Raw genomic sequence first — 23410 nt, forward strand, 5'->3', positions numbered from 1 at the left:
ATGAAATATACAATAGCAGTAATTCCCGGAGATGGTATTGGTCCAGAGGTTACCAATCAAGCAAAAAAAGCATTAGATGCTATTGCAGAAGTGTATGATCATATATTTTTGTACGAAGAAGCGCAAATGGGCGCATGTGCTATTGATGCAACAGGAAATCCTTTGCCAGATGAAACCATAAAAACATGTAAAAATGCAGATGCAATTTTATTTGGCGCTATTGGAGACCCAAAGTATGACAACGATCCATCAGCAAAAGTAAGACCAGAGCAAGGATTATTAAAACTAAGACAAACATTAGGTCTTTTTTGTAATGTTAGACCTGTAAAAGCTTATGATAGTCTAATTAAAAATTCTCCACTAAAAAGAGAAATTATAAAAGGAACAGATATTGCAATTTTTAGAGAATTAACTGGCGGAATTTACTTTGGAAAAAAAGAAGTGAGCGAAGATGGTAAATCTGCGTTTGATGGTTGTTCTTATGATGTAGAAGAAATATCTAGAATATCTCACTTAGCTTTTAAAGCGGCACAAACTAGAAGAAAAAAAGTTACTTTAGTAGATAAAGCAAATGTTTTGGAGACTTCACGTTTATGGAGAAAAACAGTTACCGAAATAGCAAAACAATATAAAGATGTTAAGTTAGAATTTTTGTTTGTAGACAACGCTGCAATGCAATTAATTTTAAACCCTAAACAATTCGATGTAATTCTTACCGAAAATTTATTTGGCGATATTATTTCTGATGAAGCTAGTGTTATTGGAGGCTCTATTGGTTTATTAGCCTCATCATCTTTAGGTAAAAGAAACGCTTTGTTTGAGCCAATTCATGGTTCTTTTCCGCAAGCAAAAGAAAAAGATATAGCAAATCCTTTAGCGTCAATTTTATCCGCAGCTATGATGTTAGAACATTTAGGGCTGCATGAAGAAGCAGATGCTATTGAGAGAGCGGTAGAAAAATCTTTATTATTAGGAATTACTACAGAAGATATTAAGGGTAAAAATAAATATCCTGCATCAACATCTAAAGTAGGAGATTTTATAGCAGATTACATTTCTAATCAAGAAGATAGTAATCTTAATTTTAAGAATATTCATATGGGGCAAAGTACTATTATTTAATCCCTAGAATTCTGATAGAAAAAACATGAATAAATCATTTTTAAATATTATTTCAATTATTAGCGTCATCGTAATTATTGCGATTTGATCAGGAAGTTGTATTTATATTTTTATAATAAACCTTCCACTTTAAATGGAAGGTTTTTTTATGATTTTTTCAAAAGTTGAATGTCATAATAAAAAACGGTTAAAACACTTATATTCAGTAATTTAAATACTAATTAGAATTCCTGAATGTAAACGGTCTCATTGCATTTTATGCAATGTAAATAGAGAAACATAGTAATTTAGTCAATAAATTGAAGAAAACAATAAATGGAATTAAATAAACATAGCAAAAGATTAACACAAGACGAATCTCAACCAGCATCTCAAGCAATGTTATATGCAGTAGGCTTAACCGATGAAGATATGAGTAAAGCTCAAGTTGGTATTGCCAGTACAGGTTATGATGGTAACCCTTGTAATATGCATTTAAATCGTTTAAAAGACGAGGTTAAAGTTGAATGTAATATTGCAGATATGGTTGGTTTAGGTTTTAATACTATTGGTGTTTCTGATGGTATCTCTATGGGTACCTCTGGTATGAACTATTCTTTAGTGTCTAGAGATATTATTGCAGATTCTATAGAAACTGTTATGAATGCCCAGAGTTATGATGCGGTTGTTGCAATTGTTGGTTGCGATAAAAACATGCCAGGATCTATAATTGCTATGTTACGTTTAAATAGACCAGCAATAATGATGTATGGTGGTTCTATTGCATCTGGAAATTATAAAGGAAGAAAATTAAACATTGTTTCTGCATTTGAAGCTTTAGGACAAAAAGTTGCTGGAGAAATAGAAGAAGAAGAATATAGAGAAATTATTAAAAGAGCAATACCTGGTGCAGGTGCTTGTGGCGGAATGTATACTGCTAATACAATGGCTTCTGCTATAGAATGTATGGGTTTTGCATTGCCTTATAATTCTTCAATACCGGCAGAAAATCCAAATAAATTATCAGAAGCAGAAAGAACAGCTAGAGCAATTAAAAATTTATTAGAATTAGATTTAAAACCTTTAGATATTATTACTAAAAAGTCGTTAGAAAATGCAGTCGCTTTAGTTAATGCATTAGGTGGTTCTACAAATGCAGTTTTACATTTTTTAGCAATTGCACATGCCGCAGATATCGAGTTTACTTTAGAAGATTTCCAAAGAGTTTCAGATAGAACACCTTTAATTGCAGATTTAAAACCTTCTGGTAAATATTTAATGGAAGATGTTCATGGGGTTGGCGGTACGCCTGCTATTATGAAATATTTACTTCAAAATGGATATTTACATGGAGATTGTATGACGGTTACGGGAAAAACATTAGCAGAAAATTTAGCAGATGTAGAGGCAATTGAGTTTGAAGAGCAAGACGTTATTTTTCCTAAGGATAAAGCATTAAAGTCGTCGGGAAATTTACAAATATTGTATGGAAACCTAGCAGAAGAAGGTGCAGTAGCAAAAATTTCTGGTAACGAAGGTTTGTTGTTTGAGGGTAAAGCTGTGGTTTATAATGGTGAACAAGCTGCAAATGTAGGTATTTCTAACGGAGAAGTAGAAAAAGGTGATGTAGTCGTCATTAGGTATGTGGGGCCAAAAGGAGGTCCTGGTATGCCAGAAATGTTAAAACCAACTTCATTAATTATGGGAGCTGGTTTAGGTAAGTCTGTGGCTTTAATTACAGATGGTCGTTTTTCTGGAGGAACCCATGGTTTTGTAGTTGGTCATATTACGCCAGAAGCACAGAACGGTGGTGCTATCGGAATTTTAGAAACAGGAGATAAGATTAGAATTAGTGCAGAAGATAACTCTATTAATGTGTTAATTTCTGATGAGGAATTAGCAGCTAGAAAAGCAAATTGGGTTGCACCAGATTTAAAGCATAAAAAAGGAATTTTATACAAATACGCAAAAACAGTGGCATCTGCATCTAAAGGATGTGTAACTGATTTGTAAACTGTAAAAAAAAGTTATAAGAAATAAGAGGTTAAAAGAAAGATGAGAATGTCATTGTTCTATTTTCTCAAATCTAAAAACACAAAATATGGAAACACAAACCATAAAAGATATTAATAAAACCACCAAGGCTACAGAGCGTATTTCTGGTAGTGAGGCAATTGTTAGATCTCTAATAGAAGAAGGTACAGAAATTATTTATGGGTATCCTGGTGGAGCAATAATGCCAGTGTATGATGAATTGTACAAGTATCAAGGTAAAATTCATCATGTATTAACGCGTCACGAGCAAGGAGCAACGCATTCAGCACAAGGGTATGCAAGAATTTCTGGCAAGGTAGGAGTGGCAATAGCAACTTCTGGTCCGGGTGCCACAAACTTAATTACAGGTATTGCAGATGCACAAATAGATTCTACACCAATGGTGTGTATAACAGGGCAGGTTTTTTCACATTTATTAGGTTCAGATGCTTTTCAAGAGACAGATATTGTAGGTATTTCGACTCCAGTTACAAAGTGGAATTGTCAAGTAACAAAAGCTTCAGACATTCCTGCAGCAATAGCAAAAGCCTTTTATATTGCAAAAAGCGGAAGACCAGGACCTGTTTTAATAGATATTACTAAGGATGCTCAAATAGATGAGCTTGATTTTTTCTACGAGAAATGTACTCAAGTAAGAAGTTATAATCCTATTCCTAAAACAGATGCTTCTTCTTTAAAAGCAGCAGCAGAAATTATTAATAAGGCCAAAAAACCATTAATTGTATGGGGGCAAGGTGTAATTTTAAGTGAGGCAGAAGCTCAATTAAAGGCTGTAATAGAAAAAGCAGATATTCCAGCTGCATGGACAATATTAGGCGCTTCGGCAATACCTACTTCACACCCTTTAAATGTTGGTATGGTTGGTATGCATGGTAATTATGCACCAAATAAATTAACCAACGAGTGTGATGTTTTGATTGCAATTGGAATGCGTTTTGACGACCGTGTTACAGGTAGTTTATCTACATATGCAAAACAAGCTAAAGTAATTCATTTTGAAATTGACCCAGCAGAAGTAGATAAAAATGTTAAAACAGATGTTGCTGTTTTAGGAGATGCTAAGGCAAGTTTAGAATTGTTATTACCATTGTTAAATGAAGCAAAACATACAGATTGGTTACAAGAATTTAAAGATCTATATGAAATAGAATATGAAAAAGTTATAAAAAACGACCTATATCCTACTAAAGAAGGTATTACCATGGGTGAAGTTTTAAAAGAAATTAATATTCAGAGCAAAGGAGAAGCTGCTATTGTTTCGGATGTTGGCCAACATCAAATGATTGCTTGTAGATATGCGGATTTTAATGTTACTAAAAGTAATATTACTTCTGGTGGTTTAGGAACAATGGGATTTGGGTTGCCGGCAGCTATAGGTGCAAAAATGGCTGCACCAGAAAGAGAAGTGGTTTCTATTTCTGGGGATGGTGGTTACCAAATGACAATACAAGAATTGGGAACAATTTTTCAGCAAAAAGCAGCAGTAAAGGTAGTTGTCTTAAATAACGATTTTTTAGGAATGGTTCGTCAATGGCAACAATTGTTTTTTGATAAAAGATATGCTTCTACAGAAATGGTTAATCCAAATTTTGTTGCTATTGCAGAAGGATATTACATAAAAGCAAAAAAAGTTACTAAAAGAGAAGAATTGGCAGATGCAGTTGCAGAAATGATGGCAAGTAAAGAAGCATACTTTTTAGAGGTTTGTGTAGAAAAAGAAGACAACGTGTTTCCAATGATACCAACAGGGGCTAGTGTTTCGGATATAAGATTAGAATAAGATGAGTACAGAAAAACAATTATATACGGTTTCTATTTACACCGAAAATAATATTGGTTTATTAAATAGAATATCAGCAATTTTTCAAAGAAGACACATTAATATAGAGAGTTTAAATACTTCTCCTTCAGAAATTGAAGGAGTGTCTAAATTTACAATTGTTGTAAATATGGATGAAGTCAATATTAAAAAAATACTAGGTCAAATAGAAAAACAGGTAGAGGTAATTAAGGCATACTATCACAATTTAGATGATATTATTTATCAAATTTCTGGACTTTTTAAAATTAAATCTGAGTTACTTTTCGAAGAGCGCCAAATACAAAATATCATTAAAGAAAGTAATGCAAGAATTGTAACGGTAAATAAAGATTTCTTTATACTAGAAAAGTCTGGAAAAAAAGAAGAGATAGTTACCTTGTATAATCAGTTAAGTAAATTTGGTATTATGCAATATACAAGATCTGGTTTAATAGCCGTAACCAAAGAAGAAATGAAAATTTCTGAATTATTAGAAACATACAACAACTAAATAAATAAAAATGTCAAATTATTTTAACACATTAACATTAAGAGAGAAATTAGAGCAATTAGGAAAATGTCGTTTTATGGATTCTTCAGAATTTGAAGATGGAGTAAACGCATTGAAAGGGAAAAAAATTGTTATTGTAGGTTGTGGTGCGCAAGGCTTAAACCAAGGTTTAAATATGAGAGACTCTGGATTAGATATCTCTTACACATTAAGGCAGGCGGCAATAAATGAAAAAAGACAGTCTTATATTAATGCAACAACTAACAATTTTACAGTTGGTTCTTATGAAGAATTATTACCAACAGCAGATGTAGTAATTAACCTAACACCAGACAAACAACATACAAATGTTGTAAAAACGGTAATGCCTTTAATGAAAAAAGGGGCAACATTGTCATATTCTCACGGATTTAATATTGTGGAAGAAGGAATGCAAGTTCGTGAAGATTTAACTGTAATAATGGTTGCACCAAAATCTCCAGGTTCAGAAGTTAGAGAAGAGTATAAAAGAGGCTTTGGAGTGCCTACTTTAATAGCTGTTCATCCAGAAAACGATCCAGAAGGAAAAGGTTGGGCACAAGCTAAAGCATATGCAGTGGCAACAGGAGGCCATAAAGCAGGAGTTTTAGAATCTTCTTTTGTTGCAGAGGTAAAATCTGATTTAATGGGTGAGCAAACTATTTTATGTGGTTTGTTACAAACAGGTGCAATTTTATCTTTTGATAAAATGGTGGCAGAAGGAATAGAGCCAGGTTATGCAGGGAAACTAATTCAATATGGTTGGGAAACTGTTACCGAAGCTTTAAAGCATGGTGGAATTACAAATATGATGGACAGATTGTCTAATCCGGCAAAAGTTGAAGCATTTAGACTTTCAGAAGAATTAAAAGACATAATGCGTCCGTTGTTTCAAAAGCATATGGATGATATTATGACAGGTCATTTTTCTAAAACTATGATGGAAGATTGGGCAAATGATGACAAGAATCTTTTAACTTGGAGAGCCGCAACAGGAGAAACAGCTTTTGAAAAACAAGTAATAACAGATCAAGAAATTTCAGAGCAAGAGTATTTTGATCACGGAACTTTATTAGTAGCATTTGTAAGGTCTGGTGTAGAATTAGCTTTTGAAGCAATGACAGATTCTGGAATTATAGACGCTTCTGCTTATTATGAATCTTTACATGAAACACCATTAATTGCAAATACAATTGCAAGAATGAAATTGGCAGAAATGAACCGTGTAATTTCTGATACTGCAGAATATGGTTGCTATTTGTTTGATCATGCATGTAAGCCATTATTAACAGATTTTATGAAAAATATTTCAACGAACGTAATTGGTAAATCATTTAGCTCAGAAAATGGTGTAGATAATATAGAACTTATTAAAATAAATAAGATTATTAGAAATCATCCTGTAGAAATTGTAGGAGAACAATTAAGAGCTTCTATGACAGCAATGAAAGTTGTTAAAACTGCGTAAAATCGTAATTTTAAATTTTTCTAAAACCTGTCAGGATTTAATATCTGACAGGTTTTTAATTTTATATAAAAATCATGCAACATAAAGATATTTATTATCCTAGTTTAGTAAATATAGAAAAAGCGGCAAGTAATTTAAAAGGCGTTGCTTTTGAAACACCGTTAAGTAAAAACTATAACCTTTCAAAAGAATTAGAAGCTACTATATTATTTAAAAGAGAAGATTTGCAAGTAGTGCGTTCTTATAAAATAAGAGGAGCTTATAATAAAATGTCTTCTTTAAGTGATGTAGAAAAGCAAAACGGAATTGTATGCGCAAGTGCTGGAAATCATGCGCAAGGAGTTGCGTTGTCTTGTAAATTATTGCAGATTAAAGGTACTATTTTTATGCCATCGCCAACACCAAATCAAAAGATAAATCAGGTTAAGATGTTTGGCGAAGATTTTATCGAAATTGTTATTGAAGGTGATACTTTTGATGATGCCTTTAATGCAGCAAAATTAGAATGTGATGCGAAAAATAAAACCTTCATTCATCCTTTTAATGATAAAAAAGTAATTGAAGGGCAGGCAACGGTTGGTTTAGAAATTCTAAATCAAGCAAAAGAAAAAATAGATTATGTTTTTGTTCCTATTGGCGGTGGAGGTTTGTCTGCAGGTTTGTCATCTGTATTTAAATTTTTATCACCAAACACTAAGTTAATAGGTGTTGAGCCAGAAGGAGCGCCATCAATGTTAACTTCTATAAGAAATAATAAAAATACTTTTTTAGATACAATTGATGCTTTTGTAGATGGTGCTGCAGTAAAAAAAGTTGGAGATTTAAACTTTGATATTTGTAATAGAAATTTATCTAAAGTTATTACCGTGCCAGAAGGTAAAATATGTCAGACAATTTTAGATTTATATAATAAAGATGCCATTGTTGTAGAACCTGCTGGGGCTTTAAGTATTGCGGCGTTAGATTTTTATGCTGAAGAAATTAAAGGTAAAAATGTTGTTTGTGTGGTTAGTGGAAGTAATAACGATATTACAAGAACAGCAGAAATAAAAGAGAGAGCATTACTATATGCTAAATTAAAGCATTATTTTATTGTGAAATTTCCACAAAGAGCAGGTGCTTTAAAAGAGTTTGTTGCCGAAATACTTGGCCCTAATGATGATATTACGCATTTTGAGTATACAAAAAAAACAAACAGAGAAAACGGTGCGGCGGTAGTTGGTTTAGAGTTGAAATCATCTCTAGATTTAGAACCTTTAATTCAAAGAATGAAAGATAAAAGCTTTTTTGGAGACTATTTAAACGATAAGCCAGATTTGTTTCAGTTTTTAGTTTAAAGAAACAATTTATGAGTGAATTGCATTTTGGCTTTTCGCTCCAAAAAGAACTGTTTTACACTTATTTTAGTTAATTTTGAACTCTAATTAAAGTAGTTTTTTTTTAGAGCTCTTAGTTAGAGATAATTTATAAAATTACATGTATGAACTATACGTTTAAAGAAATACCAAAAGAATATAAAATTAATGAAATTGTAAGTCAAGATACTTATTTAATTAATGGAGAATTAATAAAGTGGAATGGCGATAGAGCTGATGTTTTTTCTACTATTTCATCAACCAAAGAGTACAAACCAACTTTTTTAGGCACTGTGCCTAATTTATCTAAAGACGAGGCATTAGAAGCTTTAAATGCAGCATCAAATGCGTATGCAAGAGGGCAAGGTTTGTGGCCAACAATGAAGGTAGAAAGTAGAATTGCTGCTATGGAGAAATTTGTAGAGCAAATGAAAACTAAAAGAAATGAAGTTGTTAAGCTTTTAATGTGGGAGATAGGAAAATCTTTGGTCGATTCTGAAAAAGAATTTGATAGAACAATTGAGTATATATACGATACGATTGAAGATTATAAACAAATGGATAGAGATTCTGCTAAATTTGAAAAAAATAGCGGAGTACACGCGCATATTAGACGTGGACCATTAGGTGTAGTTCTTTGTTTAGGGCCTTACAATTACCCTTTAAATGAAACTTTTGCGCTGTTGATACCTGCCTTAATAATGGGTAATACTACAGTTTTTAAACCAGCAAAACATGGTGTTTTATTATTGTCTCCTTTATTAGAGGCGTTTCAAACAAGTTTTCCTGCTGGTGTAGTAAATATAATTTACGGTAGAGGTAGAACGTTAGTTACACCAATAATGAAAACTGGTTTAGTAGATGTTTTAGCTTTAATTGGTAATAGTAAATCTGCAAATGCTATTCAGGCTAATCATCCGCAGAAAAATAGATTGCGTTTAATTTTAGGATTAGAAGCTAAAAATCCGGGAATTGTTTTACCAGAAGCAGATCTAGATTTGGCTATAAACGAGTGTTTAGCTGGTTCAACTTCATTTAACGGGCAAAGATGTACTGCTTTAAAAATATTATATGTTCATGAGGATATTGTTGAAGAGTTTAACAAAAGATTTGCAGAGCGTGTAGATGCATTAAAATTTGGTAATCCTTGGGAAGATGGTGTTAAATTGACTCCTTTGCCAGAGCCAGAGAAACCAGCTTATATTCAAGAGTTGATAGATGATGCGATAGAAAAAGGAGCAAAAGTATTGAATGAAAAAGGAGGCGAAACTTCAGAAAATTATATTTTTCCTGCGGTATTATACCCGGTTTCTAAAGATTCTAGGGTTTTTGAAGAAGAGCAGTTTGGGCCTGTTATTCCTATAGTCTCTTTTAAAGATGTACAAGAACCAATAGATGATATGGCTGCTTCTAATTATGGGCAACAAGTAAGTGTTTTTGGAAGCAATGCTAAAGTGTTAGCTCCTTTAATGGATACTTTGGTAAATTTAGTTTGTAGGGTTAATTTAAATAGTGCAGCACAAAGGGGGCCAGATGTGTATCCGTTTACAGGTAGAAAAGATTCTGCTGTAGGAACTTTAAGTGTTCATGATGCTTTGCGTTCGTTTTCTATTAGAACTTTTGTAGCCGCAAAAGATACAGATTACAACAATGCAATATTAAAAGAGATTTTAGACCAGAAAAAATCTAATTTTATAAGTACAGATTATATATTGTAAAATATCAATTTAGTTTATAAAGCTACTAATTCGTAAGATGTTAGTAGCTTTTTTGGTTTTACACTTTAACTGTAAATAATGGTTTTAAAGCCTTCTTAGATAGGTTTTTGGTAACGCTTCCTGTAAAAAGGTGAGAAATTCCACTTCTGCCGTGTGTGCTTAAGGCTATTAAATCTGCTTTTTTTTCTTTTGCATAATTAAGAATTCCTTTTTCTACAGAAACATCGTTGTAAATGTTTATTTTATGTTTAGGTAGATTATAATCTTTTATAAACATTTTTACTTTCTCTTTCGCGTTAAATGTGCTTTCAAATTGAGAAGGCGTGTTAATTTTTAAAAGGTGAATTTTACTATTAAAAGCATTTGCGAAATTTAGAAATTTACTAAATACTTCTTTGTTTTCTTCTTTGAAGTTTGAAGCAAAAACTAAGTTTTTTAGCTTTATTTTTACATCATCTTTTTTAACTACAATTACAGGAATTTTAGAGCTTCTAACAACTTTCTCGGTATTTGATCCAATCATAATTTCTTCAAATTCAGAATGACCTTTAGAGCCCATTATGATTAAATCTGCATTTATTTTTTCTGCATATTTTTTAATGCCATCAAAAGGAGAACTTAATTTAATAAAATATTCTACATTTACTTTATTAGCAAAGAAAGTTTGTTTAAATTCTAAAATTTTATCTCTAATTTTTCTTAAGTAAAGTATGCTTTCTGGTATGCTAAAAGAACTACCAGAGCCCATATCTATAATACCTGTTGGTAATTCGATTAAATGAATTAAGTATATAGTGGCATTGGTTTTTTTTGCAATTTTTGCAGCCATTTTAGCTGCGTATTCAGACGGTTTAGAAAAATCGATAGGAACCAAAATATTTTTCATGATGTAGAATTTTAAGTTAGAAAAGAGCTTGTACCTCAAGTTACGAAAAAAAAATTGAATCGTAGTAGATTTGGTAAATCATAAACAATTCGTATATTTGCACCGAAATTTATAGTAAATGAAGAAGGAAGGGGACTCAAAAGTCCCCTCTTTTTATACTTTATTTTAAGGTTTAAGATGGAGCAAGAAAAAATAAAAGACTTAGTAGAAGAGGCGTTAGCAAGCAATTCCTCATTGTATTTAATAGATTTATCTATTTCTGCAAACAATAAAATACAAGTTGTAGTTGATGGTGATAAAGGGGTTCCATTAAGCGAATGTATAAGAATTAGTAAAAATATAGATGGTAATTTAGATAGAGAAGAAGAAGATTTTTCTTTAGAAGTAACTACACCAGATATAGCGCATCCTTTAAAAGTGAAAAGGCAATATCTTAAAAATATTAATAGAATTCTTAAGGTAAAAACAGCAGAAGAAGAGTTTGAAGGGACTCTAATAGATGCAACAGAAGACAATATTGTCTTACAATGGAAGGCAAGAGAACCAAAACCAATTGGTAAAGGAAAAGTTACAGTGCAAAAAACGGTAACATTAGAGTATAAGGAGATTAAAGAAGCAAAAGTGAAAATTGTATTTTAAGTAAAAAATGTAATGGAGAATATAGCATTAATTGATTCGTTTTCAGAATTTAAAGATAATAAAAGCATAGACAGAGTTACACTTATGTCTATTTTAGAAGAGGTGTTTAGAGCTACTTTAAAACGAAAGTTTGGGTCTGATGATAATTTTGATATTATTATCAATCCAGATAAAGGAGATTTAGAGATTTGGAGAAATAGAGTTGTGGTAGCAGATGGTTTTTCTGAAGATGATAACGAAGAAATAGAATTAGCAGAAGCAAGATTAATCGAGCCAGATTTCGAAATTGGCGAAGATGTATCAGAAGAAGTTAAGTTGGTAGATTTAGGAAGAAGAGCAATTTTAGCATTACGACAAAACTTAATTTCTAAAATTTATGAGCACGATAGTACAAATATCTTTAAGCAATTTAAAGATTTAGAAGGAGATTTGTATAGTGCAGAAGTACATCATATTAGGCATAATGCAATTATTTTACTTGATGATGAAGGAAACGAAATTGTATTGCCAAAAAGTGAGCAAATTCGTTCAGACTTTTTTAGAAAAGGAGATTCTGTAAGAGGAGTAATTAAGACTGTAGAATTAAGAGGTAACAAACCTGCAATAATTTTATCTAGAACTTCTCCTGCGTTTTTAACAAAATTATTCGAACAAGAAATACCAGAAGTATTTGATGGTTTAATTACTGTTGAAGGTGTTGCAAGAATACCAGGAGAAAAAGCAAAGGTAGCTGTAGATTCTTATGATGATAGAATCGACCCTGTTGGTGCTTGTGTTGGTGTTAAAGGTTCTAGAATACATGGTATAGTTCGTGAGTTAGGAAATGAAAACATTGATGTTATCAATTACACTAAAAACGAGCAATTATTCATCTCAAGAGCATTAAGTCCTGCAAAAGTGACTTCAATGGAAATTGAAATGTATGAAGAAGAAAAAAATGGTAAGAAAGGGCGTGTAAATGTACTTTTAAAACCAGAAGAAGTATCTAAAGCAATTGGTAGAGGTGGTGTTAACATTCGATTAGCGAGTGAGTTAACAGGTTACGAAATTGATGTTAAGAGAGAAGGTCTTGAAGAAGAAGACGTAGAATTAACAGAATTTGGTGATGAAATCGAAGCTTGGGTAATAAAAGAATTTAAAAACATTGGTTTAGATACTGCAAGAAGCGTTTTAGAAACTAGTGTAGAAGAATTAGTTAAGAGAACTGATTTAGAAGAAGAAACTATTTTAGACGTTCAAAGAATTCTAAAAGAAGAATTTGAAGATTAGTGTGTGAAATAGTGAAAGAGTAATCGTAAAAAAGTATATTTTTACAAAATTAAAGGCTAAAAAATAATATATGTCTGAAGGCAAAACAACGAGGCTTAATAAAGTTTTAAGAGAATTAAATATCTCTCTAGATAGAGCAGTAGAATATTTAGCAGATAAAGGTCATGAAATAGAATCTAGACCAACTACTAAAATTTCTGGCGAGGTCTATCAAGTGCTACTAGATGGTTTCCAAACAGATGCAAGCAAAAAAGCAGCATCTAAGGAAGTTGGTGAAGAGAAGCGTAAAGAGAAAGAAGCTATTCGTGCAGAACTAGAAGCTAAGCAAGAGAGAAAAAGAGCAGAAGACGCTAAAAAAGAAGAAGTTCTTAAAGCTAAAGCCGAAAAACTAGAGTTTAAAACTGTTGGTAAAATTGATATCGATAATATTGGTAAGCCTGTAGTTAAAAAACAAGAGGCAGAAGTCAAAGAAGAAACACCAAAAGCAGAAACTCCAAAAGTTGAAAAGCCAACGGAAGTTGAAAAGCCTAAAGAAGAAGTAAAAAAAGAGCCTGTATCGGAAACGAAACCAGTAGAAGATAAAAAAGTAACCAAAGTGGTAAAGGTAGAAAAACCTATCTCTTTAGTTGAAAAAGAGGCTTCTAAGGTTGCTAAGAAATTAGATGGTAAAAAGGATGCTTCAAAACCTTCGGAAAAGACAGAAGAAGTTACTCCAGAAAATGCTGAAGCGATTAAAACTCAGTATAAAAAGTTAGATGGACCAAATTTTACAGGTAAGAAAATTGATTTAAAACAATTTGAAAAGCCTAAAAAGAAAAAGCCAGAAGCAAAAAAGGATGCATCTTCAGATCCAAGAAAAAAGCGTAAGCGTATTGTAAATAAAGCTGGTGGAAACGCCGGTAACAGAACTCAAGGGAACAGAGGTCCTGGTAATAGAGGGCCAGGAAACAATAGAGGTTCTTTTAACAAAGGTAGAGGTAATAATAGGCCAGCTGCAGTTAAGAAAGAAGAACCAACAGAAGCAGATATCCAAAAGCAAGTTAGAGAGACTCTTGAGAAACTTCAAGGTAAATCATCTAAAGGTAAAGGAGCTAAATATCGTAGAAATAAAAGAGATGCTCGTAGAGAGCAAACTGAAGCAGAACAAGAAGCACAAGCATTAGACAACAAAATTTTAAAAGTAACAGAGTTTGTTACTGTAAGTGAAGTTGCAACAATGATGGATGTACCTGTGACCAACATTATCTCATCTTGTATGATGTTAGGAATGATGGTGACAATGAACCAGCGTTTAGATGCAGAAACTCTTGTTATTGTTGCAGAAGAATTTAACCATAAAGTAGAATTTATTGGTGCAGAAGTAGAAGAATCAATTGAAGAGGTTGTAGATAAACCAGAAGATTTAATTAGTCGAGCACCAATTATTACAGTAATGGGGCACGTAGATCATGGTAAAACTTCTTTACTAGATTACATTAGAAAAGCAAATATTGTAGACGGAGAAAGTGGAGGAATTACACAGCATATTGGTGCTTATTCTGTAAATGTTGGTGATGAAAAGATTGCTTTTTTAGATACACCAGGTCACGAAGCCTTTACGGCAATGCGTGCACGTGGAGCGCAAGTAACAGATTTAGTAATTATTGTTGCAGCAGCAGATGATGATGTAATGCCACAGACAAAAGAGGCAATTTCTCACGCACAAGCTGCAGGAGTGCCAATTATATTTGCAATTAACAAAATTGATAAACCAAACGCGAATCCTGATAATGTAAAGACACAATTATCTGCAATGAATTTGTTGATAGAAGAATGGGGTGGAAGTATTCAATCTCAAGACATATCAGCAAAAACAGGTCAAGGTATTGAGGAGTTGTTAGAAAAGGTTTTATTAGAAGCAGAGATTTTAGAATTAAAAGCAAACCCTAATAAAAACGCAGTTGGTACAGTTGTAGAAGCGCAGTTAGATAAAGGTAGAGGTTACGTAACAACTATCTTAGTACAAGCTGGTACTTTAAAAATTGGAGATTATATTCTTGCAGGTAAAAACAGTGGTAAAGTTAAAGCCATGTTTGATGATAAAGGAAGAAAGTTAAATGAAGCAGGTCCTTCAACTCCAGTATCAATTCTAGGTTTAGATGGTGCACCACAGGCAGGTGATAAATTTAATGTATTTGAAGATGAAAGAGAAGCTAAACAAATAGCATCTAAGAGATCTCAATTACAGCGTGAGCAATCTGTAAGAACTCAGAAAACATTAACATTAGATGAGATCGGGCGTAGAATAGCGTTAGGAGACTTTAAAGAATTAAACATTATCTTAAAAGGAGATGTTGATGGTTCTGTAGAAGCTTTAACAGATTCGTTCCAGAAATTATCAACAGAAGAAATTCAAGTAAATATTTTACATAAAGGTGTTGGTGCAATTACAGAAAGTGATGTTTTACTAGCAACAGCTTCAGATGCAATTATTGTAGGGTTTAATGTGCGTCCGCAAGGAAATGCAAGAATGGTTGCAGATAGAGAAGAAGTAGATATTAGAACATACTCTATTATTTATGATGCTATTAATGATCTTAAAGATGCCATGGAAGGGATGTTATCTCCGGAAATGAAAGAAGAGGTTACTGGTAATGTAGAAATTAGAGAAGTTTATAAGATTTCTAAAGTTGGTAATATTGCTGGTTGTATGGTAATGTCTGGTAAGATTTATAGAGATTCTCAAATTAGAATTATTAGAGACGGAATTGTTGTACACGACGGAACGTTAACTTCTTTAAAACGTTTTAAAGATGATGTTAAAGAGGTAGCAAAAGGTTACGATTGTGGTCTTCAGGTTAAGAATTACAATGACATTGTAGAAGGAGATGTTATTGAAGCTTATAAAGAAGTAGCAGTAAAAAAGAAGTTAAAATAAACTAATTTTAACTATAATATAAAAGCCGAAATTCAATTAAGAATTTCGGCTTTATTTTTATAATTTTTTTAGGTATTTATTTTTTCATTGGTACTACAATTGTACCAGAAAATTCCTTTTTAAATATCAAGTTAGCTCTATCTGCTTCTAGTTTAGTTTTGTAGTTACCAACTTGTACTTTCCAGTCTGGCTTGTTGTAAATAAGCTTAGTGTAAACTCTTGGGTAGAGAACTTTAAATCGTGCATGTTTAGATCTTGCAGTTCGTTCATTTCCGTAATAAATTTGTATGCTGTAGCCAAAACCATTAGACTTATTATAACTTCTTTTCTTTTCTAGTAAATTGGTTATCTCTTTGTCTTTTTTAGTTGAGTTTTGAGCGTTTAAAGTACCTATACTTACAAATAAACAGAACAAAAATATCTTTAAAAACAGTGTGTTTTTCATAATCTTAAATGTTTCTGCAAAAATAACGACTTGCTAAAGAATAAATTGAGTCTTTTCCTTATTTAGAATAATTATAAATTGATATTTAACATTCTATTAGCTTTTCAAAATTTAGCAATATGTAGTACTTTTGTAGAACTGTTCAGAATGTGTTTTTTGAACGAATTTATACACAATACTAAAATTATAGTTTGTAAATATGAAAAGTGTAACATTGCATAGTAGACTAACCTCTGTACTTCTAAAAAGTCTTACATTACTTTTGTTTTTCGCCTTTAGTGCATCAACCTATTCGCAAGATGTTGATGAGGCTCGTCAGAAAGAAGGTAGAAAATTATTTAAATCTTTATGTGCTTCTTGTCATAAGCTAGATAAGAAATTAGTAGGACCAGCTTTGGGTGGTGTTGAAGAGCGTAGAGAAAATTCTTGGTTAAAATCTTGGATTAAAAACAATGCTGAATTTCAAAAAGTGAATGCAGATGCTGCGGAAGCTGCACAGTATAGTGCAACTGCAATGAATGCGTTTCCTCAATTGACGGATGAAAATATTGATAATATTTTATATTACACAACTGTAGGTGATATAAAAAAGGCTGCTGCTCCAGGACCTGGTGAAACTACAACTCAAGTGTTAGAGAAAAGTGGTGCGCCTGATTGGTTGATTTATTTCTTAGCTGCGGCAATTGTTGTTGCGTTTTTAATGATTGCTAGTTTGTTGAAACAAGTTAGCGAGTTAAAAGGTAATAAAAAATCTGGTGTAGATTCTAACTTAAGAAGAGACTTGCAAGAGCTCTGGGTTGGTGTTAAAGAAAATACTTTCTTAAAAGTTTTAGGGACTATTTTGGTTTTGTTAATTGGTGCTTATGTTGTTTTTGGTACAATGTTTAAAGTTGGTGTAGATCAAGGTTATCAGCCAATTCAACCAATTGCATTTTCGCACAAGATTCACGCAGGTGAAAATAAGATTGATTGTCAATATTGTCACTCTTCAGCGAAACATAGTAAACACTCAGGGATACCTTCTGTTAATGTTTGTATGAATTGTCATAAAGGTATTTCAGAAGTTGCTGAAGGGACTGAAATTCAATGGAACGGTCAGACTTATGGTAAAGAACAATTAGATCAAGAAATTGCAAAAGTTTATAAAGCTGCGGGATGGGATCCAGATGAGTTGGCTTATACAGGAGAGGAAAAACCAGTAAAATGGATAAGAATACACAATCTTCCAGATTTTGCTTATTACAATCACTCTCAACACGTAACTGTTGCAGGTGTTAAATGTCAGAAATGTCATGGTCCTGTAGAAGAAATGGATGAGATGTATCAATATTCTCCATTAACAATGGGTTGGTGTATTGATTGTCATAGAGAGACGAATGTAGATTTAAAAGGAAATGAGTATTACGAAAAAATTCATGATCAGTTGGCTAAAAAATACGGTGTAGACAAGGTTACTATATCTCAGTTAGGTGGTTTAGAATGTGGTAAATGTCATTACTAAATTAAGAATTAAAGATTCAAAATTAAAAGAGGAAAAAATTGTTGATCAATTTTATAAATCTTTCAATCATTAAATAAAAAAGTATAAATGGCTTCAAACAAAAAATACTGGAAAAGTGTTGAAGAACTAAAAGATAGTTCTGTTGTTGAAACGCTGAGTAAAAATGAATTCGTAGAGAATATTCCTACGGATGATTTTTTAGGAGATAAAGAAACATTAGAGGCGTCTTCTACTTCTCGTAGAGATTTTTTAAAGTATGTTGGCTTTACTACAGCGGCAGCTTCATTAGCAGCTTGTGAAGGACCGGTTGTTAAATCGATTCCTTATGTTGTTAAACCAAATGATATTATTGCTGGTGTAGCAGATTGGTACGCTACTTCTATGGCAGATGGTTATGATTTTGCGAATATCTTAGTAAAGACTCGTGAAGGTAGACCAATTCAAATAATGCCTAATAAAGAAGCAAACGGAACAACAAGTGCTAGAGTTCAGGCTTCTGTTCTTTCTTTGTATGATGAGAAGTTGCGTTTGAAAGAGCCTACTAAGTCTGGAGAAGTTATTTCTTGGGCTGAAGCAGATAAAGAAATTGGTCAAAAATTAAATAGTCTTAAAGAAGCTAGTAAGCAAGTAGTTCTTTTAACAGGAACAATGGCTAGTCCTTCTACAGATAAAATTATAAGTGAGTTCTTAACTGCATACCCTAATGCTAAACATGTTGTTTATGATGCTGTTTCTGAATCAGCTGCAGCAGATGCGTTTGAGAAAATGTATGGTAGAAGAGCTTTACCTAATTATAAACTTCAAAACGCAGAAACAATTGTTTCTTTTGGTGCAGATTTCTTAGGAGATTTTCATGGTGGTTTTGAGAAAGCGTATATTGATGGTAGAAAACCAGAAACAGGTAAGATGTCTTACCATATTCAGGTTGAAAGCAATATGTCTTTAAGTGGTGCCAACGCAGATAAGCGTTTGGTAGCTAAACCTTCTGATGTTGTTTTTTCTTTGTTAAATCTTTATAAAGAATTAACAGGAAATGCTGTGTCGTCTAATACTACTGCTATTGATTCAGATATTAAGAAAATAGCAAAAATATTAAGAAAGTCTGGTTCTAAAGGTGTTGTAATGACAGGTATTAACGATGTTAATGCTCAATTAATTTCTTTAGCAATTAACCAGTATTTAAATAGTGAAATTTTAGATGCCAATAACTCTTTAAATATTCGTAAAGGAAGTTTTGAAGATGTTGAAACTTTAGTTTCTGATATGAAATCTGGTAATGTTGGTGGTTTATTAGCTGTTAATGTAGATCCAGCTTATACTTTACCAAATGCAGATGAATTTACAGAGGCGTTAAGTAAAGTAGATTTAAAAGTTTCATTGTCTGTAGAAAATAATTCTACAACAGATGCAATGGAGTATGCATTGCCTGCGCCACATTTCTTAGAATCTTGGGGAGATACTCAGTTTTCTGAAGAAAACTTTGGTTTAATGCAGCCTACAATTCAACCTTTATTTGATACACGTCAGGTTCAAGATACTTTATTAAAGTGGTCTGGTAGATCAACTACTTACTATAATTTCTTAAAGGCATTTTGGTCAGAAAACGTTTTAGGTGGAGCATCTTGGAATAAAGCTTTACATAATGGATATTTTAGTAAAGCTGTAGATACTGCTACAAATTCATCGTTTGTATCAGAAGTTTCTATTTCAGAAGTTGCATCTAACTTGAGAAAGAATACCAAGGCTTCAGAAATGGAGTTGAATTTATATACTAAAACTGGTTTAGGTGATGGTAAGCAAGCAAACAATCCTTGGTTGCAAGAGTTTCCAGATCCAATAACTAGAGCTTCTTGGGATAACTATTTAACGATGTCTATTGCAGATGCTAGAGAATTAGGTTTTTCAAACCCAGTTAAAGATAACGGAGCAATCAATGGAGATTATGCAAAAGTATCTGTAAATGGTAAAGAAGTAATTGTTCCAGTAATGATTCAGCCAGGTCAAGCAAAAGGATCTGTAGGTTTATCATTAGGTTTTGGTAAAACATTTGGTTTAAAAGATGAAATGAAAGTTGGTGTTAATGCTTATCCTTTATATAAAGGAGGTAATAACATTCAATACAATGTTTCTATAGAAAAAGTGTCTGGAACGCATAAGTTTGCATGTACACAAGTGCAAAAAACCATTGCAGGACGACATGATATTTTAAAAGTTACTTCATTAAAAGATTATAAGAATGTAGATCCAAAAGATCATCATCATGGATGGAACAAGCCAGCTTATGTGTCTTATGATCATAAAGAAGTAGAAGCAAATACAATAGATTTATGGGATGAGCACAACAGAGAAGTTGGTCATCATTTTAATTTATCTATAGATTTAACTTCTTGTACAGGTTGTGGTGCATGTGTGGTAGCATGTCATGCAGAAAACAACGTTCCTGTAGTAGGTAAAAATGAAGTTAGAGTTGGTAGAGATATGCACTGGTTGCGTATTGATAGATATTATTCTTCTGAAGTTGAAACTAGAGAAGAAGCAAAAGAATTAGGATTAAGTAGAGGAGCTACTTATGAAGCTTTAGAAACAGAAGCAGAAAATCCAGAGGTTACTTTTCAACCAATGATGTGTCAGCACTGTAATCATGCTCCTTGTGAAACTGTTTGTCCAGTAGCAGCAACGTCTCATGGTCGTCAAGGTCAAAATCAAATGGCTTACAACAGATGTGTTGGTACAAGATATTGTGCAAATAACTGTCCTTATAGAGTTCGTAGATTCAACTGGTTTAATTATGCAAATAATAACGAGTTTGACTTTAATATGAACAACGAGTACGGTAAGATGGTTTTAAACCCTGATGTTGTGGTTCGTTCTAGAGGAGTTATGGAGAAATGTTCTATGTGTATTCAAATGACACAAGCAACAATTCTTAAAGCTAAAAAAGAAGGTCGTAAAGTAAATGTTGACGAATTTGAAACAGCTTGTTCATCTGCTTGTACTACAGGAGCCATGGTTTTTGGTGATGTAAACAATAAAGAAGATAAAGTTGCAGCATTAGCAGAAGATAAAAGAGCTTATAACGTATTAGATTACCTTCAAACGAAGCCAAATGTAATCTATCAAGTTAAAGTAAGAAATACAAACGAAGCGTAATTAATTTTTAAGATATAAAAACATGTCTCATTACGAAGCACCCATAAGGGAACCTTTAGTATTAGGTGATAAAAGTTACCACGATATTACCGAAGACATTGCGAAACCTATCGAAGGTAAAGCAAACAAGAATTGGTATATAGCATTTTATATTTCTTTGGCAGCAATGCTATGGGGATTTGGATGTATTTTCTACACAGTAGGAACAGGAATTGGAGTTTGGGGATTGAGCAAGAACATTGGATGGGCTTGGGATATTACGAACTTTGTTTGGTGGGTTGGTATTGGTCACGCAGGAACATTAATTTCTGCAGTACTTTTATTATTCCGTCAAAAATGGAGAATGGCAATTAACCGTTCTGCAGAAGCAATGACAATTTTCGCCGTTTTTCAAGCAGGATTATTTCCAATTATTCACATGGGTAGACCATGGAATGCATTTTGGGTATTACCAATACCGAATCAGTTTGGTTCTTTATGGGTAAACTTTAACTCACCATTATTATGGGATGTATTTGCAATTTCTACATACTTATCTGTATCATTAGTTTTCTGGTGGACAGGTTTATTACCAGATTTTGCAATGATTAGAGATAGAGCTGTTAAACCTTTCCAAAAAAAGATATATGCTTTATTATCTTTCGGTTGGTCTGGTAGAGCTAAAGATTGGCAACGTTTTGAAGAAGTTTCTTTAGTACTTGCAGGTTTAGCCACACCATTAGTATTATCTGTACATACTATTGTATCGATGGATTTTGCTACATCAATCAACCCAGGATGGCACTCAACAATTTTCCCTCCTTACTTCGTAGCAGGAGCAATCTTTTCAGGGTTTGCAATGGTGCAAACTCTATTAGGGATTATGAGAAAAGTTACTAATCTAGAAGATTACATTACGCGTATGCACGTTGAGTATATGAATATTGTAATCATCTTAACAGGTGGTATTGTAGCTGTAGCGTATGCAACAGAATTCTTTATCGCTTGGTATACTGGTTCTCCTTATGAAAACTATACATATTTATCTGTAGGAGCTGCAACAGGACCTTACGCATGGGCATTTTATTCTTTATTATTCTTTAACATTTTAACTCCGCAGTTATTATGGTTTAAGAAAATTAGAAGAAGCTTTATATGGACTTTCGTAATTTCAATATTTATTAATATTGGTATGTGGTTCGAGCGTTTTGACATTATTGCAATTGTATTAAGTAAAGGGCATTTACCATCTACATGGTGGCGTTTTGAACCAACTTTTGTAGATGTTGGTATCTTTATCGGAACAATAGGATTTTTCTTTGTATTATTCTTATTATATGCCAGAACTTTCCCTGTAATTGCACAAGCAGAAGTAAAAACGATATTAAAGTCTTCAGGTGAATTTTACAAGAAGAGAAGCGAACAAGGTATTCCTACTAAACCAGCAATTGTAATAAACAATACAGCAGTTAAAAAGGAAAACTTAGATAACAATATAAACGAATAAATATGGAAGCTAATAAAGTTATTCATGCATTTTATACGGATGATGAAGTTTTAGTTGATGCAGTTAAAGCTGTTAAAGCAGAACACCATCACATAGAAGAAGTATTTTGTCCATTTCCTGTTCATGGTTTAGACAAAGCTATGGGATTAGCACCAACTAGATTGGCTATTACAGCTTTCTTTTATGGTATTACTGGTTTAAGTGTTGCAATTTGGTTAACAAATTACATAATGATTCAAGATTGGCCACAAGATATTGGTGGTAAACCAAGTTTTTCTTGGTTTGAAAATATGCCAGCTTTTGTACCAATTATGTTTGAATTAACGGTATTTTTTGCAGCGCATTTAATGGTTATTACTTTTTATATGAGAAGTAGAATTTGGCCATTTAAAGAAGCAGAAAACCCAGATCCTAGAACTACAGACGATCATTTTTTAATGGAAATACCTGTACATAATAATGAAGAGGCTTTGACTTCTTTATTGGCGAAAACAGGAGCTGTAGAAATTAATGTAGTAGATAAGCACTAATAAATAGATAATGAAGAATCTAAAATTAATTATCGGTTTAATGGTTTTTACAAGTATCATTTCTTGTAATGACAAAAAGAATAGACAAGTTCAATATATGCCGGACATGTATGAATCTATACCTTACAATGCTGATGGAGAAGAAAGTGTCAACGGTAAAGTTGTAAATAGCAAACCAGTTGCTGGTACTATTGCCAGAGGAGGAGCGCCAGCTTATGATGTGCCAGATACTATAGAAGGATATGATACAGCTAAGGTAGAAGTTAAATCTCCATTAGAAAAAAATGATAAAAACTTAGATAATGGTAAAGCTATGTATACGATTTACTGTGTTTCTTGTCATGGTAAAAAAGGTGACGGTCAGGGTTACTTAGCAACTTCAGAGAAATTTGCAGGTGTACCAAATTATAAAGATAGAGATATTACAGAAGGAAGTATTTATCATGTACTAATGCATGGTAAAGGTTTAATGGGATCTCACTCTTCTCAATTGACTTATAAAGAACGTTGGCAAATTGTTCAATACGTAGAAGTTTTACGTGCAGATTTGTTAAAATAAA

General features: G+C 32.7%; 17 protein-coding genes. 15 read left to right on the plus strand and 2 right to left on the minus strand.

The window, feature by feature from the left end; genetic code table 11:
- From leuB to ACYPV9_RS03140, 7 genes are all read left to right on the plus strand, one after another.
- Positions 1–1122, plus strand: a complete 1122-nt coding sequence (gene leuB, locus ACYPV9_RS03110; RefSeq protein WP_299062147.1) for a 3-isopropylmalate dehydrogenase — start codon at positions 1–3, stop codon at positions 1120–1122.
- 315 nt (positions 1123–1437) lie between these two features.
- Entirely contained in the window at positions 1438–3114 is a 1677-nt protein-coding gene (gene ilvD / locus ACYPV9_RS03115; protein ID WP_459741561.1) for a dihydroxy-acid dehydratase, read from the plus strand.
- Between the two features lie 88 nt (positions 3115–3202).
- Positions 3203–4936, plus strand: coding sequence for a biosynthetic-type acetolactate synthase large subunit (ilvB, locus tag ACYPV9_RS03120; protein ID WP_459741562.1), 1734 nt, complete (start codon positions 3203–3205; stop codon positions 4934–4936).
- A gap of 1 nt (position 4937) precedes the next feature.
- Entirely contained in the window at positions 4938–5468 is a 531-nt protein-coding gene (ilvN, locus tag ACYPV9_RS03125; protein WP_299062139.1) for an acetolactate synthase small subunit, read from the plus strand.
- A gap of 10 nt (positions 5469–5478) precedes the next feature.
- A complete protein-coding gene (gene ilvC, locus ACYPV9_RS03130) occupies positions 5479–6954 on the plus strand; it encodes a ketol-acid reductoisomerase (RefSeq protein ID WP_459741563.1) in 1476 nt (491 codons plus the stop codon).
- A 74-nt stretch (positions 6955–7028) separates the two neighbouring features.
- On the plus strand, positions 7029–8291 hold the full coding sequence (gene ilvA, locus ACYPV9_RS03135) for a threonine ammonia-lyase IlvA (RefSeq protein WP_299062134.1): 1263 nt from the start codon (positions 7029–7031) through the stop codon (positions 8289–8291).
- A gap of 143 nt (positions 8292–8434) precedes the next feature.
- Positions 8435–10027: an NADP-dependent glyceraldehyde-3-phosphate dehydrogenase gene (locus tag ACYPV9_RS03140; RefSeq protein WP_459741564.1), complete on the plus strand. Its 1593-nt coding sequence runs from the start codon at positions 8435–8437 to the stop codon at positions 10025–10027.
- A 58-nt stretch (positions 10028–10085) separates the two neighbouring features.
- On the opposite strand, the gene ACYPV9_RS03145 is transcribed toward ACYPV9_RS03140, so the two are convergent.
- Positions 10086–10913 (minus strand): universal stress protein, encoded by an 828-nt coding sequence (locus ACYPV9_RS03145; protein WP_299062129.1) that lies wholly within the window; start codon positions 10911–10913, stop codon positions 10086–10088.
- Positions 10914–11090: 177 nt separating this feature from the next.
- Between ACYPV9_RS03145 and rimP the strand changes: the two genes are divergently transcribed.
- From rimP to infB, 3 genes are all read left to right on the plus strand, one after another.
- The gene (rimP, locus tag ACYPV9_RS03150; protein WP_459741565.1) at positions 11091–11552 is read left to right on the plus strand and encodes a ribosome assembly cofactor RimP; all 462 of its coding nucleotides are present in this window, start codon (positions 11091–11093) and stop codon (positions 11550–11552) included.
- A gap of 12 nt (positions 11553–11564) precedes the next feature.
- Complete coding sequence (gene nusA, locus ACYPV9_RS03155; protein WP_299062123.1) at positions 11565–12821, plus strand: transcription termination factor NusA; 1257 nt, start codon at positions 11565–11567, stop codon at positions 12819–12821.
- Between the two features lie 70 nt (positions 12822–12891).
- Positions 12892–15738: a translation initiation factor IF-2 gene (infB, locus tag ACYPV9_RS03160; protein ID WP_459741566.1), complete on the plus strand. Its 2847-nt coding sequence runs from the start codon at positions 12892–12894 to the stop codon at positions 15736–15738.
- A gap of 76 nt (positions 15739–15814) precedes the next feature.
- Here the strand turns inward: infB and ACYPV9_RS03165 are convergent, their stop codons facing one another.
- Positions 15815–16183, minus strand: coding sequence for an SPOR domain-containing protein (locus ACYPV9_RS03165; RefSeq protein WP_299062118.1), 369 nt, complete (start codon positions 16181–16183; stop codon positions 15815–15817).
- A gap of 199 nt (positions 16184–16382) precedes the next feature.
- On the opposite strand from ACYPV9_RS03165, the gene ACYPV9_RS03170 reads away from it, so the two are divergent.
- From ACYPV9_RS03170 to ACYPV9_RS03190, 5 genes are all read left to right on the plus strand, one after another.
- A complete protein-coding gene (locus tag ACYPV9_RS03170) occupies positions 16383–17684 on the plus strand; it encodes a c-type cytochrome (RefSeq protein ID WP_459741567.1) in 1302 nt (433 codons plus the stop codon).
- 87 nt (positions 17685–17771) lie between these two features.
- A complete protein-coding gene (locus ACYPV9_RS03175; RefSeq protein WP_459741568.1) occupies positions 17772–20834 on the plus strand; it encodes a TAT-variant-translocated molybdopterin oxidoreductase in 3063 nt (1020 codons plus the stop codon).
- A gap of 22 nt (positions 20835–20856) precedes the next feature.
- Complete coding sequence (gene nrfD, locus ACYPV9_RS03180) at positions 20857–22320, plus strand: NrfD/PsrC family molybdoenzyme membrane anchor subunit (protein ID WP_299062112.1); 1464 nt, start codon at positions 20857–20859, stop codon at positions 22318–22320.
- Between the two features lie 2 nt (positions 22321–22322).
- A complete protein-coding gene (locus tag ACYPV9_RS03185) occupies positions 22323–22850 on the plus strand; it encodes a DUF3341 domain-containing protein (protein WP_299062110.1) in 528 nt (175 codons plus the stop codon).
- Between the two features lie 10 nt (positions 22851–22860).
- Positions 22861–23409, plus strand: coding sequence for a c-type cytochrome (locus ACYPV9_RS03190; protein ID WP_299062108.1), 549 nt, complete (start codon positions 22861–22863; stop codon positions 23407–23409).
- The last annotated feature ends 1 nt before the right edge of the window (position 23410 follow it).

It is taken from the genome of Polaribacter sp. OB-PA-B3, from assembly GCF_054589375.1.